The organism is Janthinobacterium sp. SUN033 (assembly GCF_030397595.1).
Lineage (GTDB): Bacteria > Pseudomonadota > Gammaproteobacteria > Burkholderiales > Burkholderiaceae_D > Janthinobacterium > Janthinobacterium kumbetense.
Genome location: NZ_JAPQNV010000005.1, coordinates 140906 through 156662 on the forward strand (window position 1 = coordinate 140906; position 15757 = coordinate 156662).

The following is a 15757-nucleotide window of genomic DNA, read 5'->3' on the forward strand; positions in this document are numbered from 1 at the left end:
AAGTAGGTTTTTCCTGTTTTGTCTGAAGCCTGCCATATCAGTGGTGGGAGAGTGTCAAATCATCAAAAACTAAAACCGGAAATAAAAACGTATTAAACATGATTTAGTGCTTAAAATTTACCAAGCAACTCTACCAGAGACGCTTAATCTAATAATTAGGAAACCACATGTTGAGAAAAACAGTTTTAGTTCGTGCGCTGGCGCTGGCCTTCAGCGCCGGCGCCATGTCCGCCATGGTCGTTGCTCCCGTCATGGCGCAGTCGAACGCAGCAGGTAGTATTTTTGGTAAGGTCGGCAGCGGCGCTGGCGATACCGTCGTGTTGCAAAACAATGGTACCAACCAGACGCGTTCCACGGCAGTTGATGCAAACGGTGCATTCCGTGCCACGAGTCTGCCTATCGGCACCTATACCGTGACGCTGAAGAAGGGCGAATCGGTTGTTGGCACCACGTCGCTGGAAGTGCTGGCCGGTCAAGGCGTCGAGGCGATTTTCCCTGTTGCTGGCGGCGTTCAGGCCGTGCAAGTGACGGGTCGTCGCAACCGCATCGATATCTCGAGCTCGACCAATGGCGCGACCTTCACCGCGCGCGAGCTGGACAAGTTGCCGATCGCACGTAACGTCGAGGCAATCGTTCAACTCTCCCCGAATACCACCCGTGGCGATCCGACCTATCCCGCCGGAGCCAGCTTCGGTGGTGGCGGCGCTTCGGAAAATGCCTACTACATCAACGGTTTCCCGGTAACCAACCCGCTGTCGCAGTTGGGCGCGATGGAACTGCCATTTGGCGCGATCGCTCAGGCTCAAGTTTTGACGGGCGGTTACGGCGTTGAATTTGGCCGTTCGGTTGGCGGCGTGGTCAACGTCACGACCAAATCCGGTACCAACACCTGGGAAGCCGGTGCCCTGGTCTCGATCGCACCGAAGTCGTTGCGCGCCAAGTCGCGTGACATGTACTACGCCAATACCGGCGTGTTCCCGCAAACAGACGGGACCCTGCGTATTCGCCGCGAAGACAATGAATTCGAGCAAAAACAGTACTCCGCCTATGTTGGTGGTCCGCTGATCAAGGATACCTTGTTCGGTTTCGTTGCACTGGAACAAACTCGCGCCGAAAGCAATGGCGTCTTCGGCGGCCGTACCGCGCTGACTAACGATAGTAACGGCTGGCGCGACTACAAGACCACCACGCAGCGCTACTTCGGTAAGTTGGACTGGAATATTTCCGATAATCATCGCATCGAGTTCACCACGATCGGTGACTTGCCAGAGACCGATACGCAATTCCGTTCGTACAAATACGATACCCGCGCCGTCGGCAGCAAGGTCAATTCGTCTACCCACGAAGAATACGGCCCATTCAACCCGAACGGCGGCGAAGCCAACATTGCGCGCTACGTTGGTAACATTTCCGATAACCTGACCGTCACGGCCCTGTATGGCCAGTCGCGCGCCAAGCATATCTATCAGCCTACGGGCTACGATCCAACGCTGGCACAAGTGAGTGCGGCAAAGGCGGATCAGGCGCAAGGCTTGAACTACACGGGCGGCCAGCCGTTCTCGACCAATCAACCAGTCAATGGTGCCATCGACCGCGTAACGTCCAAGCGTCTGGATTTGGAATACAAGATTGGCAACCACACCCTGCGTGCTGGTCTGGACAATAACAAGATGTCCTCGACAGACGCTGGCGACGCCCTGGCCGGTGGCGTACTGTGGTTGTACGGCAAGACACCGGATGCCACTCAGCCATTTAACGTTCCTGGCGGCCAAGTTGGCGTGCTGGCAGGCAAGGGCCCGCTCGCATCGCAAGGTTTTTATGTGTCGCGTGTCCTGTCCTCGACCGTATCGAATGCTTTCGCTGGTCAGGATGCTCAGTACATTGAAGATCGCTGGCAAGTGACGAAGGACGTGTTGCTGACCGCAGGTCTGCGTCGCGAAGGCTTCTACAATGCCAACCAGGACGGCACCAAGTATATTGAGATGAAGAACCAATACGCTCCACGCGTAGCAGCAGTGTGGGACGTGAACGGCGATGCATCGTTCAAAGTATTCGGTAGCGCTGGCCGTTACACCCTGCAAATGCCAACCGTGATCGCTCTGCGCGGTGCAAACGGTTCGCTGAACACCAACCAGTACTACGCTTACACGGGTACGGATGCGCATGGTGCGCCAACGGGCTTGACCCAGTTGACGGATGTCTTGTCTGCAAACAATGAATTCGGTCAAGCAAAAGATCCGAAAACCGTTGCTGCACTGGACATGAAACCATCGTTCCAGGATGAGTTGACCCTGGGCTTTGAAAAGGCCTACAACCCTAGCCTGAATTTCGGTGCCAAGGTTACTTACCGTACCCTGAAATCGACGATCGATGACTTCTGCGATGGCCGCGTGCTCATTAAATACGCCAAGCGTAATGGTATCGATACTTCGAACTACGGCGGCTTTAACTGCGCATCGTTCAACCCGGGCGAAGCAAATGATTTCCTGGTTGACTTCGCAGGTACGCAGTCCAACTACACCCGCGTCCACCTGACGAAGGAAGACCTGGGCTTCGACAAGGCCAAGCGTACTTACGCTGCACTTGATGTGTTTGCTGAGCATCCATACCGTAACGGCTGGTATGGTAAGGTCAACTACACCCTGTCGCGCAGCAGCGGCAATACCGAAGGTCAGACGCTGTCCGATACCACGACTGGCCAGGCAGACGTTGCCGCTACCCAGACCTGGGATTACGCAGCACTGATGCGCTATGCGGATGGCCGCCTGCCAAATGATCGTAAGCATCAGATCAAGGCTTACGGCTTCTACGACCTGACCCCAGAGTGGACCGTGGGTGCAGCCGCCTTGCTCGCTTCGGGCCGCCCACGTTCGTGCGTTGGTACCAACCCGAACACGCAGTCGGTCGAAGATAAGGACTTTAACTATCAGTCCGCTTCGCACTATTGCTTCGGTGCAACTGGCAATCAGAACGTTCCTTCGCCACGTGGCGCCGTGGGCAATCTGCCATGGGACAAAAACCTGGACTTGAACGTGGCGTACAAACCAGCGTATGTGCCAGGCCTGTCTGTGAAACTGGACATCTTCAATGTGTTCGACACGCAAACCACGCAAAAAGTGGTCGAGCGTTACAACACCAACCAGGGACGCTATGCTCTGTATGAATCGGTACTGAGCTACACCGCACCTCGTTCGATGAAGTTCACCGCTGAGTTCAACAAGAAGTTCTAATTGTGTGATGGCCGCCGGCTTGCCGGCGGCTTGCAAAAGACACGATTTCAGTAAAAATGCCGCACCCTGTCAGACAGGGCGCGGCATTTTTTTTGGCTATGGCCACGGCAGGCGTGGGAACGCCCCCGGCGTTGCCTTCAATATGGTTTCTGGCCTCTTACATCCCGCCCCACAATGCCGCCAGCGTGGTCAGCGCCGTCAGGCCCGCCGTTTCCGTGCGCAGGATGCGCGGGCCCATGGCCAGGCCGATGGCGCCGGCGGCCAGCGCAGCCTTTTCTTCGGCTTCCGAAAAGCCGCCTTCCGGGCCCACCATCACGGTGATCGCCTGCGGCGGCTGGTGGCGGGCCCAGTCGGCCAGCGACTGCTCCGCGCGCGGCGTCAAAATGATGCGTTTATGCAAATCTTGCTGGCGGCTCCAGTGATTGAAATCCTGCAATGGCGCCAGCTGGGCCAGGCGGTTGCGCCCGCATTGTTCCGAAGCGGAAACGATAATGCCTTGCCAATGCGCGAGTTTTTTCTCGGCCCGCTCGGCGGACAGGCGCACGACGCAGCGCTGCGCCGACAGCGGCACGATGCCCGCCGCGCCCAGCTCGATGGCTTTTTCGATGATCCAGTCCATTTTGGACGCTTCCGGCAAGGCCTGCGCCAGGGTCACGGCATACGGCAGCTCCGCTTCGCGCGCCACGTGCGTCTGGATTTCAGCCGTCACGCTGCGCTTGGCGACCGTTGCCAGGCTAGCCTGCACTTCGCCCCCTTCGCCATTGAACAGGGTGATCACGTCGCCCGGCGCCAGGCGCACGACCTGGATATGGTGGGCGACAGCCTCCGGCAGGGCGATGGTGGTGCCGGCAACGAGCGGCTGGGGACAGAAAAAACGCGGCATGCAAATCCTCAACGGGGGGGTAAGTGGGGTGGAAAGACGTCAAAGTATAGCCATTTGGCGGGCCAGTACGCCGCAATTCTAATTTGCGGCCCCCCAGTCTGGTAAAATACTTGACCACAGAAAGCAGCCGGCTTCCCTGTCCGTGCTGTTGCAAACGAATTCCAAACTCGCGACTGACCCATACCATCATGACAACTACGCTCCCGACTACCAAAATGGCCAATGCGATCCGCGCACTGGCAATGGACGCTGTACAAAAGGCCAACTCCGGCCATCCAGGCATGCCGATGGGCATGGCCGAGATTGCAGTTGCCCTGTGGAGCGGTCACTATCGCCACAATCCCGCGAATCCAAAATGGCAGAACCGCGACCGTTTCCTGTTGTCGAACGGCCACGGCTCGATGCTGCACTACGCGCTGCTGCACCTGACCGGTTACGACCTGTCGATGGATGACATCAAGGCTTTCCGCCAGATGCATTCGAAAACCCCGGGCCACCCGGAAGTCGATGTCACGCCAGGCGTGGAAACGACCACCGGCCCGCTGGGCCAGGGCATCGCCAACGCCGTCGGCATGGCCCTGTCGGAGCAATTGCTGGCCGCTGAATTCAACAAGCCTGGCCACGATATCGTCAACCACTACACCTACGCGTTCGTCGGCGATGGTTGCCTGATGGAAGGTATTTCGCACGAAGTGTGTGCGCTGGCCGGCACCCTGGGCTTGAACAAACTGATCGCCCTGTACGATGACAACGGCATTTCCATCGACGGCAAAGTCGAAGGCTGGTTTACGGACGACACCCCGGCCCGCTTCGAAGCGTACGGCTGGAACGTCATCCGCGCCGTCGACGGCCACGATGTTGCCGCCGTGGCTGCCGCCATCGCCGCCGCCAAGAAGGCCAGCAAGCCAACCTTGATCTGCTGCAAGACCATCATCGGCAAGGGTTCGCCGAACCTGCAAGGCGGCGACAAGGTCCACGGCGCCGCGCTGGGCGACAAGGAAATCGCCGCCGTGCGCGAATACATCGGCTGGGATGCCGCCCCGTTCGAGATGCCGGCCGACGTGTACGCAGCCTGGGATGCCAAGAAGCAAGGCGCCCTGCTGGAAGCGGACTGGAACGAGCGTTTCGTCGCCTATGGCCGCGAATTCCCGCAGCAAGCCGCTGAACTGAGCCGCCGCATGCAGGGCGACTTGCCCGCCGCGTTTGAAACGGCGCTGTCGGCCGCCATCGCTTCCTGCGTCGAGAAGAAAGAAAACATCGCCACCCGCAAGGCCAGCCAGAACGCCATCCAGGCACTGGCATCCTCCCTGCCGGAATTCCTGGGCGGCTCGGCCGACCTGACCGGTTCGAACCTGACCAACTGGAAAGAGTGCGTAGCCGTGCGTTCGGGCCAGCCTGGCAACCACATCAACTATGGCGTGCGCGAATTCGGCATGAGCGCCATCATGAACGGCATCACCTTGCACGGCGGCTACATCCCGTTCGGCGCCACGTTTCTGACGTTCTCCGACTACAGCCGCAATGCGCTGCGCATGGCCGCGCTGATGAAACTGCGTTCGATCTTCGTGTTCACCCACGATTCGATCGGCCTGGGCGAAGACGGCCCGACGCACCAATCGGTCGAGCACGTTTCGTCGATGCGTTTGATCCCGAACCTGGACAACTGGCGTCCGTGCGACACCGTCGAGTCGGCTGCTGCCTGGGGCGCCGCCGTGCGCCGCAAGGATGGTCCGTCGACCCTGATCTTCTCGCGCCAGAACCTGCCATACCAGGAGCGTAGCGCCGAACAGATCGAGAACATCTACCGCGGCGGCTATGTGCTGAACGACGTGGCCGATGCCAAGGCGATCCTGATCGCCACCGGTTCCGAAGTGGAACTGGCCGTCGCCGCCGCCAGCGCGCTGGCTGCCGAAGGCATCGCCGTGCGCGTGGTGTCGATGCCGTCGACCGACGTGTACGACCGCCAGGACGCCGCCTACAAGGCCAGCGTGCTGACGAAAGGCGTGCCGCGCGTGGCCATCGAAGCGGGCGTGACCAGCTTCTGGTACAAATACGTGGGCCTGGAAGGCGCCGTGGTCGGTATCGACACGTTTGGCGAATCGGCTCCGGCCGGCGTGCTGTTCAAGCACTTCGGCTTCACGGTCGAGAATGTCGTAGCCAAGGTTAAAGCCGTTATCGCTGGCTAATATTGATTTTGAGCAGACCCTGGCCATGTGCTGGCCGGGGTGCTGTGCTGATACCTTTTTTTTTAATCAGGAGCAGAGTATGACGATCAAAGTTGCAATCAACGGCTACGGCCGCATCGGCCGTAATGTATTGCGCGCTTTCTACGAAGGCGGCAAGAAACAGGATATCCAGATCGTTGCCATCAACGACCTGGGCGATGCCAAATCGAACGCCCACCTGACCCGCTACGACACCGCGCACGGCAAGTTCCCGGGCACGGTTACCGTCGAAGGCGACAACATGATCGTCAATGGCGATCCGATCCGCGTATTCGCACAGCGCAACCCGGCTGAAATCCCTTGGGGCGAGCTGGGCGTGGACGTCGTGCTGGAATGCACGGGCTTCTTCACCACCAAAGAGAAAGCTTCGGCTCACTTGAAGGGCGGCGCGAAAAAAGTCATCATTTCGGCACCAGGCGGCAAGGACGTCGATGCTACCGTCGTGTTCGGCGTGAACCACTCCGTGCTGAAATCGACGGACACCGTCATTTCGAACGCTTCGTGCACCACCAACTGCCTGGCACCGCTGGTCAAGCCGCTCAACGACGCCATCGGCATCGAAACGGGCCTGATGACCACCGTGCACGCCTACACCAACGACCAGGTGCTGTCCGACGTGATGCATGAAGACCTGCGCCGCGCCCGTTCGGCCACCATGAGCATGATCCCGACCAAGACGGGCGCCGCCGCCGCCGTGGGCCTGGTGCTGCCTGAGCTGAATGGCAAGCTGGACGGTTTCGCCATCCGCGTGCCGACCATCAACGTGTCGCTGGTCGACCTGTCCTTCATCGCCAAGCGCGACACCACCGTGGAAGAAGTCAACGCGCTGATGAAGGCCGCATCGGAAGGCGCCCTGGAAGGCATCCTGACGTACCAGACCGAACCGCTGGTGTCGATCGACTTCAACCACAACCCGGCGTCGTCGAACTTCGACTCGACCCTGACCAAAGTGTCGGGCCGCCTGGTGAAAGTATCGTCGTGGTACGACAACGAGTGGGGTTTCTCGAACCGCATGCTCGACACCACCGTTGCATTGATGTCGGCCAAGTAATCTTTTGACCGCATAAGCAAAAACGCCCTTCGGGGCGTTTTTTTTTCGTTTGTTGCTTTAGTCCGCTTACTCAGGGTCGACGTTGGCGCACTGTGCGTACCAGAGTTCGCAGTCATTGTTATTGCCCTGATAGCAGCTGTTCAAGAGATAGGTGCACGTATCCGGCGGTCTGCGTGCATGTTCGGTCGCGTTACTGGCAAACGAGGCGGCAACTCCGACAGCGGCGGCAAAGACAAACAGGGCTTTTTTGATGGAAATCATTTTTCTCGCTTTCACAATTGGACAACGATAGGGTGTCAAATCAAAACGCCGTCCTGCCAAGCCTGATTGGCTCGCTGGACGCAGAAAAATATTAGCATTAAAACCAGTATATTATTATCATAAAGAAAAATATTCCTGCTAACGCCAGGCGTGCAGGCGGCGCCGGTAAAAGCGCCACAGCAGGCGCAAATCGCGCAGCACGGGCACGCCCGACAGCAGGGTCAGCACGCCGGCGAGCAGGATGGTGGCGGCAGGAAAGCCGATGTGCTTGAAGGCCAGGGCGCCGCTGACGCCGCCGATGAAGAAGCAGGCGATCAGCAGGCTGTGGGTTCTCAGCTTGCCGCGGTTGACCTTGACCATCCGGTCCGGCAGGTGGCGCCGGTTGTAATACGCCATCTTGCCCAGTTCGATGCCGATGTCGGTGGACAGTCCCGTCACGTGCGTGGTGCGGATGACGGCGCCCGAAATCTTGGTGATGATGGCGTTTTGCAAACCCATGACAAAGCACAGCAGCAAGATGGTGACGGGGCCCAGCACGTCGGGCATGGTGGCCAGGTAATTGCCCGTCAAGCCGAACAGCAATAACAGGGCCGCTTCCAGCAGCAGGCTGGCGGCAAACTGGCTGTGCAGGCGCCGCCGCTTGCCCCAGTTCACCATGATGGCCGTCACGGCCGCGCCGCTGACAAAGGCCAGCCACGCGCCCAGCGCCGCCAGGGCCAGCGTGATATTGCCCAGCGCCAAGTCATCCGCCATGCCCGAGACGATGCCCGTCATGTGCGAGGTATAGCCGCCGATGGCGAGAAAGCCGCCCGCATTCACGGCGCCGGCCACCAGCGCCAGCACGCAGCCCAGCTGCAGATTGGCTTGCGTATCGCGCGCCGATCCGCTCAGGCGGGACAGGTAATGAAGCGGCATGCCCGGGCCGGCCTCAGGCGGTGGCGCCGAAGATGGCTTGCCACAGGCGCATGACGTTGTCCGCATGCACGCGCACTCTTTCCGGTTCCACGCGGGCCAGGTCCTGTCCTTGCAGGCGCAGCTGGTGCTGCAGCTTGCGCAGCGCGCGGTAGGCGTCGGCCACCAGGGCGGCCAGCTGGGCATCGATCAACCCCAGTTCGCCGCACAGGCGCAGCAGGGCGATATTGCCCGAGTTGGCCGTCAGCTGCGGGTACTGCGCCGCATGCTGGAGCACCAGGTATTGCACCATGAACTCGATGTCGATCATGCCGCCCGGATCTTGTTTCAGATCAAAGTTACCGGGGCGGGGCGGGTGGGCGTCCAGCATCTTCTTGCGCATGGCCACCACTTCGCCCTTGAGGGGGCCGTTTTCCGGCCTTTCCTTGCGCAGGATCGTGTCGCGGATGCGCTCGAAATGCTTGCCGATGCCGACATCGCCGGCGCAGAAGCGCGCGCGCGTGAGCGCCTGGTGTTCCCACACCCAGGCCGCGCTGCCCTGGTAGCGCTCGAAGGCTTGCACGCTGGAAACCAGCATGCCCGAGGCGCCGTCGGGACGCAGGGCGATGTCGATATCGAACAAAATGCCGGCCGAGGTGTGCGAGGTCATCCAGGTAATGAAGCGCTGCGCCAGCTTGGCGTACAGGCCGGGCGCTTCCTGGTCGTCGTCGTCGAAGAGGAAGATGACGTCGAGGTCCGAGACATAGCCCAGCTCCTTGCCGCCCAGCTTGCCGTACGCGATGACGGCGAATTTCGGCACCTCGCGGTGGCGCGTGGGCAAGGTTTGCCAGACGGCTTGCACGGTGGCGGCGACGATGATGTCGGCCAGCTGGGACAGGTAATCGGCCAGCTTCTCCACGCTCAGGTCGCCCGCCAGGTCTTGCGCCAGGCACTGGAACAGCTGCGCGTGGTGTGTTTCGCGCAGGATATCCATCTGCCGCTCCGTGTCGCCGGGCGCGTCGTCGAGCTGGCGTTGCAAGTCCAGCGCCAGCGCGGCCGGGTCAGGCACCGTATTGCGGATGCGCTCGTCCAGCAGCTCGTCGAGCAGTATCGGGTGCTGCGTGAGGAAGGTGGCGGCCCAGCCGCTGGCGCACACCATGCGCACGACGCGCTCGAGCGTATGCGGGTATTCCGTCAGCAGCGACAGATAAGCCGAGCGGCGCGCGATCGCCTCCAGGAAATCGAGCAGGCGGCCCAGGGTGGCCAGCTGGCTGGCGTTGCCGTTGGACACGGAGCAATCGGTGATCAGGGGCAGGGCTGAATTGACGAGGGCCACCAAACGCGTGCGGCTCGCCTCGGGCAAGGATTGCAGCCGCGGCGCTTGCCAGGTGGCCAGCAGGCGGCGCGCGCAGGCGGCCGGTTCATGGAAACCCAGGGCGGCGAAGCGCGCCTCGATGGCTTCCTGCTGATCCGAGGCGGCGCAGTCGTTCGACGTTTGCGGGTCGATGCCCGTGTCGGCCGGCGGCGTGCCGCTGCTCTTGTCGCTGAACATTTCGTCAAATTGACCGGCAACAAACACGCGGTGCGCTTCCAGCTGGGCCAGCAGGGTAGGCGTGTCGGGTAAACCCATCATCTGCGCCACGGTGAGGCGGTCGGCCTCGTTCGCGGGCAAGGTATGGGTTTGCGCATCGTCAAGATACTGCAGCCGGTGTTCCAAGTTGCGCAGGAAAGTGTAGGAACCCAGCAATTGTTCCACGATGGCCGGCTCCAATAGCCCCTTGTCCGCCACCGTGCGCAGGGTGGCGCGCGTGGAACGTTCGCGCAGCTCGGCGTCGCGCCCGCCCCGTATCAATTGAAACACTTGCGCGAGGAACTCGATTTCGCGGATGCCGCCACGGCCCAGCTTGACGTTATTGCTGCGGTCCGGGTGCAGCCGCTCCTGGCGGTTGACCTCGGCGCGGATCTGGCCGTGCATGGTGCGGATGGCATCGATGACGCCGAAATCGAGGTAGCGGCGGAAGACGAAGGGGCGCACGATGGCGTCGAGCGCGGCGATGTCTTCCGGCTTGCCCGTCACGGCGCGCGCCTTGACCCAGGCGTAGCGCTCCCATTCGCGCCCTTGCACGATCAGGTACTGTTCCACCATGCCCAGGCTGGCGGCCAGCGGGCCGGAATTGCCGTTCGGACGCAGGGCCATATCTACACGGAAAGTAAAACCGTCTTGCGTGATCTCGGCCAGGGCGGCGATCAGTTTCTTGCCCATGCGAATGAAAAACTCGTGGTTGGACAGGCTGCGCTGGCCCGGCAAGGTGACTTGCGTATCGCCATCTTCTGGATAGGCAAAGATCAGGTCGATGTCCGACGAGACGTTCAGCTCGCCGCCGCCCTGCTTGCCCATCGCCAGCACCATCAAGGCTTGTTCCTCGCCCGATTCCTCGCCGACGGGCATGCCGTGCAGGGCCACCATCTCGGCCATGATGGCGTCCACATGCGTGCGGATGGCGAAATCGGCAAAGCCCGTCATGGCGGTCACGACTTCGTTCAAGTCGGCCTGGCCGCCAAGATCGCGCGCGATCAGGCCGCAGACGAGCAGGTTGCGCAGGCGGCGCATGGCCCGTTCGGGCGGCAGCGGCGGCGTGGCGGCGTTCGCCTGGGCGGCCAGCTCGGCGGCAAAGTCGAGCCCGTCCAGCGGCGCGCGCACCAGTTGCGCCACCTGCGCGGCGCGCTCGGGGGCGGCGTCCAGCCAGCGCTGGTAGAAACGGGAGGCGGAAATCAAAGGCTGTGTGCTCATGGTATCGGTAAGGGTCTCGTGGATGCTGCGTGCATGTTCTTGTTTAACTTGGCTGCGAACGGCGGGGGATGCGGTAAAATTGTGCCGCTGGCCGTATACCGCCGGTAGTGCGTGCTCTTCCGGACGATGGTAAGGGAGGCTTTGCTCAGACGCAAGCGCAAGGATGCAGGCGCGCACCACGAATGCAGACGATTTTTGCCATTATTTGACGCCGGGCCAGTTTATTAGCTTATTGATGCAAAAACCGCCAGAAGCAAGCGTGACAGAACATGTGCCATTGGCCCTGCGCTGGCAGAGGCTGCGTGCCGCCTATCGCATGGCCAACCTGGCCACCCACCATGTATTGGGTTTTACCATCAAACTGGTGCTGCTGGCGTATTTCGCCTTCGCCGTGCTGTTTTTATTCCTGCGCTACGCTATCTTGCCGAATATCGACTATTACAAAGGCGATATCGAGCGGGCGGCCAGCCGCGCGCTGGGCAACCCTGTCAGCATCGCGCGCATTTATGCTTCCTGGCATGGCGTGCGGCCGAATCTCTTCCTCGGCGACGTGACCCTGCGCGACCAGGCGGGGCGCCAGGCGCTGAGCCTGCCGAGCATTTCGGCGACCGTGTCATGGTGGAGCGTGCTCGGTTCCGTGCGCTTCACTACCCTGGAAATCACGCGGCCCGACCTGGACGTGCGGCGCAGCATGGATGGCAAGCTGTATGTGGCCGGCGTGCTCGTCGACAGCAGCCAGGGCAGCGACGGCAAGGGCGCCGACTGGCTGCTGTCGCAGCATGACATCATCATTCGCGACGGCAAGGTGCGCTGGACGGACGAAGCGCGCGGCACGCCGGAGCTGGCTTTAACCCAGGTCAACTTGCTGCTGCGCAACCGCTGGCGCACCCACCGGCTGGGCTTGCAGGCCACGCCGCCCGCCAGCCTGGCCGCACCCATCGATGTGCGCGCTCACTTCACGCATCCGCCTTTCAGCACGCGCATCTCGGATGTGTCGATGTGGAAGGGCGAGCTGTATGCGGACCTGAAAAACGCCGACTTGGCCGCCTGGCGCCGCTACCTCGATTACCCGTTCGAGCTGAGCCAGGGCAAGGGTGCCTTGCGCGCCTGGTTGAGCCTGGATCACGCGCGCCTGGCCGGCTTCACGGCCGACGTGGGCTTGACGGATGTGCAGGCGCAGCTGGGCGAGCATATCGCCCCGCTCGACTTGCTGTCGGTCAGCGGGCGCATTTCGGCAAAAGAAGAGCTGTCGGCGCAGGTGCCGGACGGCAAGCCCACCTTTGGCGCGAATGGCCATCAGGTGGAGTTGACGAATTTCGCGGTAGAAACACGCGACGGTCTCAGCCTGCCGCCCACGACCCTGTCCGAACGTTTCATTGCCGCCACCAAGCGCAAGCCGGCGCGCACGGAAATCACGGCCAAGTCGCTCGATTTGCAAACCCTGGCCGCGCTGGCCGACAAGCTGCCGCTGGGCGAGCAGCAGCGCCAGCGCCTCGATGCCCTGGCGCCGCGCGGGCGTTTGCAGGATTTCTCGGCGCAATGGGAAGGCGAGATGGCGACACCGGCCAGCTACCGGCTGCGCGGCAAGCTCATCGACCTGGGTCTGAATGCGCAGCCGGCGCGCCTGGCCGTGGCGAAGACGGCCAGCAGCCCCGCGCAGGCAGCCGCACCGGCCATTCCCGGCTTCGACAAACTCAGCGGCACCATCGACGCCAGCGACAAGGGCGGCAGCATCGCTATTGATGCGCAAGACCTGGTGCTGCAGTTTCCATCGTACCTGAGCGAACCGGCCATGCCGTTCGAACAATTCGCCATGCAGGCGCGCTGGACGTTTGAAGCGGAGAATATGCTGCAAGTCGAGCTGGACAAGCTCGACTTCAATCAGCAAGGCTTGCGCGTCGCCTTGCAAGGCACGCACCGCATGCCGCTCGACGGCAAGAACCTGGGCCAGGTCGACTTGACGGGCACGATAGACAATTTCCAGATCAACACCATCGGCCGCTACCTGCCGCTGCAAACGCCCGAACACCTGCGCCACTGGCTGACGGGGGCGCTGGAAGGCGGCGTGGCGCGCGATGTCAGCCTGCGCCTGCGCGGCGAACTTGAGCATTTCCCCTTCAAGGCCGACACCCCGGTCCAGCGCAATCGGGGCGATTTCCGCGTGGCGGGCAAGCTCGAGAATGGCACCCTGAACTACGCGCCCGGCGAATTTGCGGAAAGCGGCCCGCTGGCAGGCAAGGCGCCCCTGTGGCCGCAGGCGGACAAGATCAAGGGCAGTTTCGTGTTTGAACGGGCGCGCATGGAAATCCGCGGCGACACGGCCATCACGGGCGGCGTGGCCTTGACGAATGTCAAAGCCGTGATCCCCGACCTGACCGTGTTCGACACCTTGCTCGACATTGAAGGCAACGCGGCCGGCCCCATGCAGGAATTCCTCAAGTACGTGACGGCCAGCCCCGTGCTGGGCTGGATCGAGCATTTCACGGATGAAACGACGGCGACGGGCAGCGCCAGGCTGGCCCTCAAATTGCACTTGCCGATCGAGCGCATGCTCGAATCGACCGTGCAGGGCAGCTTGCAGCTGGCGGGCAACGACGTGGTGCTGTTCCACGACATGCCGCCCGTATTGGGCACGCAGGGCAAGATCGAATTCAATGAAAAGGGCGTCAACCTGAACGGCTTGAACGGCAGCCTGCTTGGCGGGCCGCTGGCCATCTCGGGCGGCACGCAGGCGGACAGTTCCATCCAGGTCAAGATTGCCGGCAACATGACCATCGACGGCTTGCGCAAGACGTATCCGGCGCCCGTGCTGCAGCGCCTGGCGAAACATTTGAATGGCGGCGCGCGCTACAGCGGCTTGATCACGGCGCGCGACCACCAGGTGGTGGTCAATGTCGAATCGCCGTTGACGGGCCTGGGCCTGGATTTCCCCGCCCCCCTGAAAAAGCCGGCCGGCGACAGCCTGCCCGTGAAATTCACCTTGACGGGCAATGCGGCCAACGGCGCGGGCCTGCGCACGGACGATATCCGCATCGCGCTGGGATCCGGCATTGCCGCGCGTTACCAGCGCCAGAAGCAGGGCAAGGACGCCTGGCGCCTGGTGCGCGGCGGCATCGGCGTGAACGTGCCGGCGCCGGAACCGGACAGCGGCATGATGTTCAACGTCAACATGAAAACCCTGGACGTGGACAGCTGGATCGCCGCCGGCAGCGAGATCGCCGGCAGCGGCTCGGCATCCGCCGACAGCGGCGCCGCCGACGATGCCCCCGATATCGCGCAATACGTGGTGCCGGACATGATGGCCGCCCGTGCCAGCGAACTGATGCTGGGCGAGCGCAAGCTGGAAAACGTGGTCGTGGGCGCCACGCACCAGAAGGATGTGTGGCAAGCTAATATTGATGCAAAACAAGTGTCAGGCTATGTGACCTGGCTGGAAACGCCGTCCGGCCTGGGCAAGATGACGGCGCGCCTGTCGTCGCTGATCATTCCGGAGTCGGCCGCCAACGATGTGAAGAATTTGCTGGAGGGAAAGAACGGCGCCCAGTCGATTCCCTCGCTCGATATCGTCGCCGAGCAATTTGAACTGTTCAACAAGAAGATCGGCCGGCTGGAGTTGCAGGCCTATAACACCATGGCGGCGGGCGGGCGCGAGTGGCGCGTGGGCAAGCTGCAACTGTCGAATCCCGATGGCGCCCTGAGCGGCAATGGCAAATGGGTGATCAAGGATGGGCAAAGCACGACCAGCCTGCGTTTCGGCCTCGATATCGTCGATGCGGGCAAGCTGCTCGACCGCTTCGGCTTTGCCGACACGGTGCGTCGCGGCAAGGGCCGCCTGAGCGGCGACATCGCCTGGAACGGCTTGCCGTATTCGCTCGACATCCCCACCTTGTCGGGGCAGATCGAGATGAACGTGGAATCGGGCCAGTTCCTCAAGCAGGATCCGGGCGCGGCCAAGCTGTTGGGCGTGCTCAGCCTGCAAGCCTTGCCCCGCTTGCTGAAACTCGATTTCCACGACGTGTTTTCCGAAGGCCTGGCCTTCGACGGCATCACGGCCAACGCCAGCATCAAGCGCGGCGTGGTGAGCACCGATAACCTCAAGATGCATGGCGTGGCGGCAACCGTGCTGATGGATGGCACGGCCGATATCGCCAATGAAACGACGAATTTGCACGTGGTGGTGATTCCGGAATTCAACCTGGGTACGGGGCCGCTCGTGTACGCGCTGGCCGTCAACCCCGTCATCGGCCTGGGTAGTTTCCTGGCGCAATTGTTCCTGCGCGCGCCCGTGATGAAGGCGCTCACTTACCATATGCAGATCGCCGGGCCGTGGAAAGCGCCCGTCGTGACCAAGCTCGATGGTGGTAAATTGGACCCTGTCGCCGTGCCTGCCGCCGCAGCGGCGGAGGCCGTGGCGAAATAGGCGCG

The 15757-nt window shown here is 61.8% G+C and carries 8 protein-coding genes; 4 read left to right on the forward strand and 4 right to left on the reverse strand.

Annotation, left to right across the window (positions count from 1 at the left end):
• Positions 1-167: 167 nt before the first annotated feature.
• Complete coding sequence (locus OX460_RS21330) at positions 168-3230, forward strand: TonB-dependent receptor plug domain-containing protein (protein ID WP_289899854.1); 3063 nt, start codon at positions 168-170, stop codon at positions 3228-3230.
• A gap of 157 nt (positions 3231-3387) precedes the next feature.
• On the opposite strand, the gene OX460_RS21335 is transcribed toward OX460_RS21330, so the two are convergent.
• Entirely contained in the window at positions 3388-4113 is a 726-nt protein-coding gene (locus OX460_RS21335) for a 16S rRNA (uracil(1498)-N(3))-methyltransferase (RefSeq protein ID WP_289899855.1), read from the reverse strand.
• Positions 4114-4301: 188 nt separating this feature from the next.
• Between OX460_RS21335 and tkt the strand changes: the two genes are divergently transcribed.
• Positions 4302-6299 (forward strand): transketolase, encoded by a 1998-nt coding sequence (gene tkt, locus OX460_RS21340; protein WP_289899856.1) that lies wholly within the window; start codon positions 4302-4304, stop codon positions 6297-6299.
• A gap of 79 nt (positions 6300-6378) precedes the next feature.
• Positions 6379-7389 carry a type I glyceraldehyde-3-phosphate dehydrogenase gene (gap, locus tag OX460_RS21345; RefSeq protein ID WP_010395244.1) on the forward strand — a complete coding sequence of 337 codons (1011 nt, stop codon included), beginning with the start codon at positions 6379-6381 and terminating at the stop codon, positions 7387-7389.
• 66 nt (positions 7390-7455) lie between these two features.
• On the opposite strand, the gene OX460_RS21350 is transcribed toward gap, so the two are convergent.
• From OX460_RS21350 to glnE, 3 genes are all read right to left on the reverse strand, one after another.
• Positions 7456-7650: a hypothetical protein gene (locus tag OX460_RS21350; protein ID WP_077400267.1), complete on the reverse strand. Its 195-nt coding sequence runs from the start codon at positions 7648-7650 to the stop codon at positions 7456-7458.
• 138 nt (positions 7651-7788) lie between these two features.
• Complete coding sequence (locus tag OX460_RS21355) at positions 7789-8565, reverse strand: YoaK family protein (protein WP_289899857.1); 777 nt, start codon at positions 8563-8565, stop codon at positions 7789-7791.
• A 13-nt stretch (positions 8566-8578) separates the two neighbouring features.
• Positions 8579-11512, reverse strand: coding sequence for a bifunctional [glutamate--ammonia ligase]-adenylyl-L-tyrosine phosphorylase/[glutamate--ammonia-ligase] adenylyltransferase (glnE, locus tag OX460_RS21360; protein WP_354669837.1), 2934 nt, complete (start codon positions 11510-11512; stop codon positions 8579-8581).
• Positions 11513-11591: 79 nt separating this feature from the next.
• On the opposite strand from glnE, the gene OX460_RS21365 reads away from it, so the two are divergent.
• Positions 11592-15752, forward strand: a complete 4161-nt coding sequence (locus tag OX460_RS21365; RefSeq protein WP_354669838.1) for a YhdP family protein — start codon at positions 11592-11594, stop codon at positions 15750-15752.
• Positions 15753-15757 lie beyond the last annotated feature (5 nt).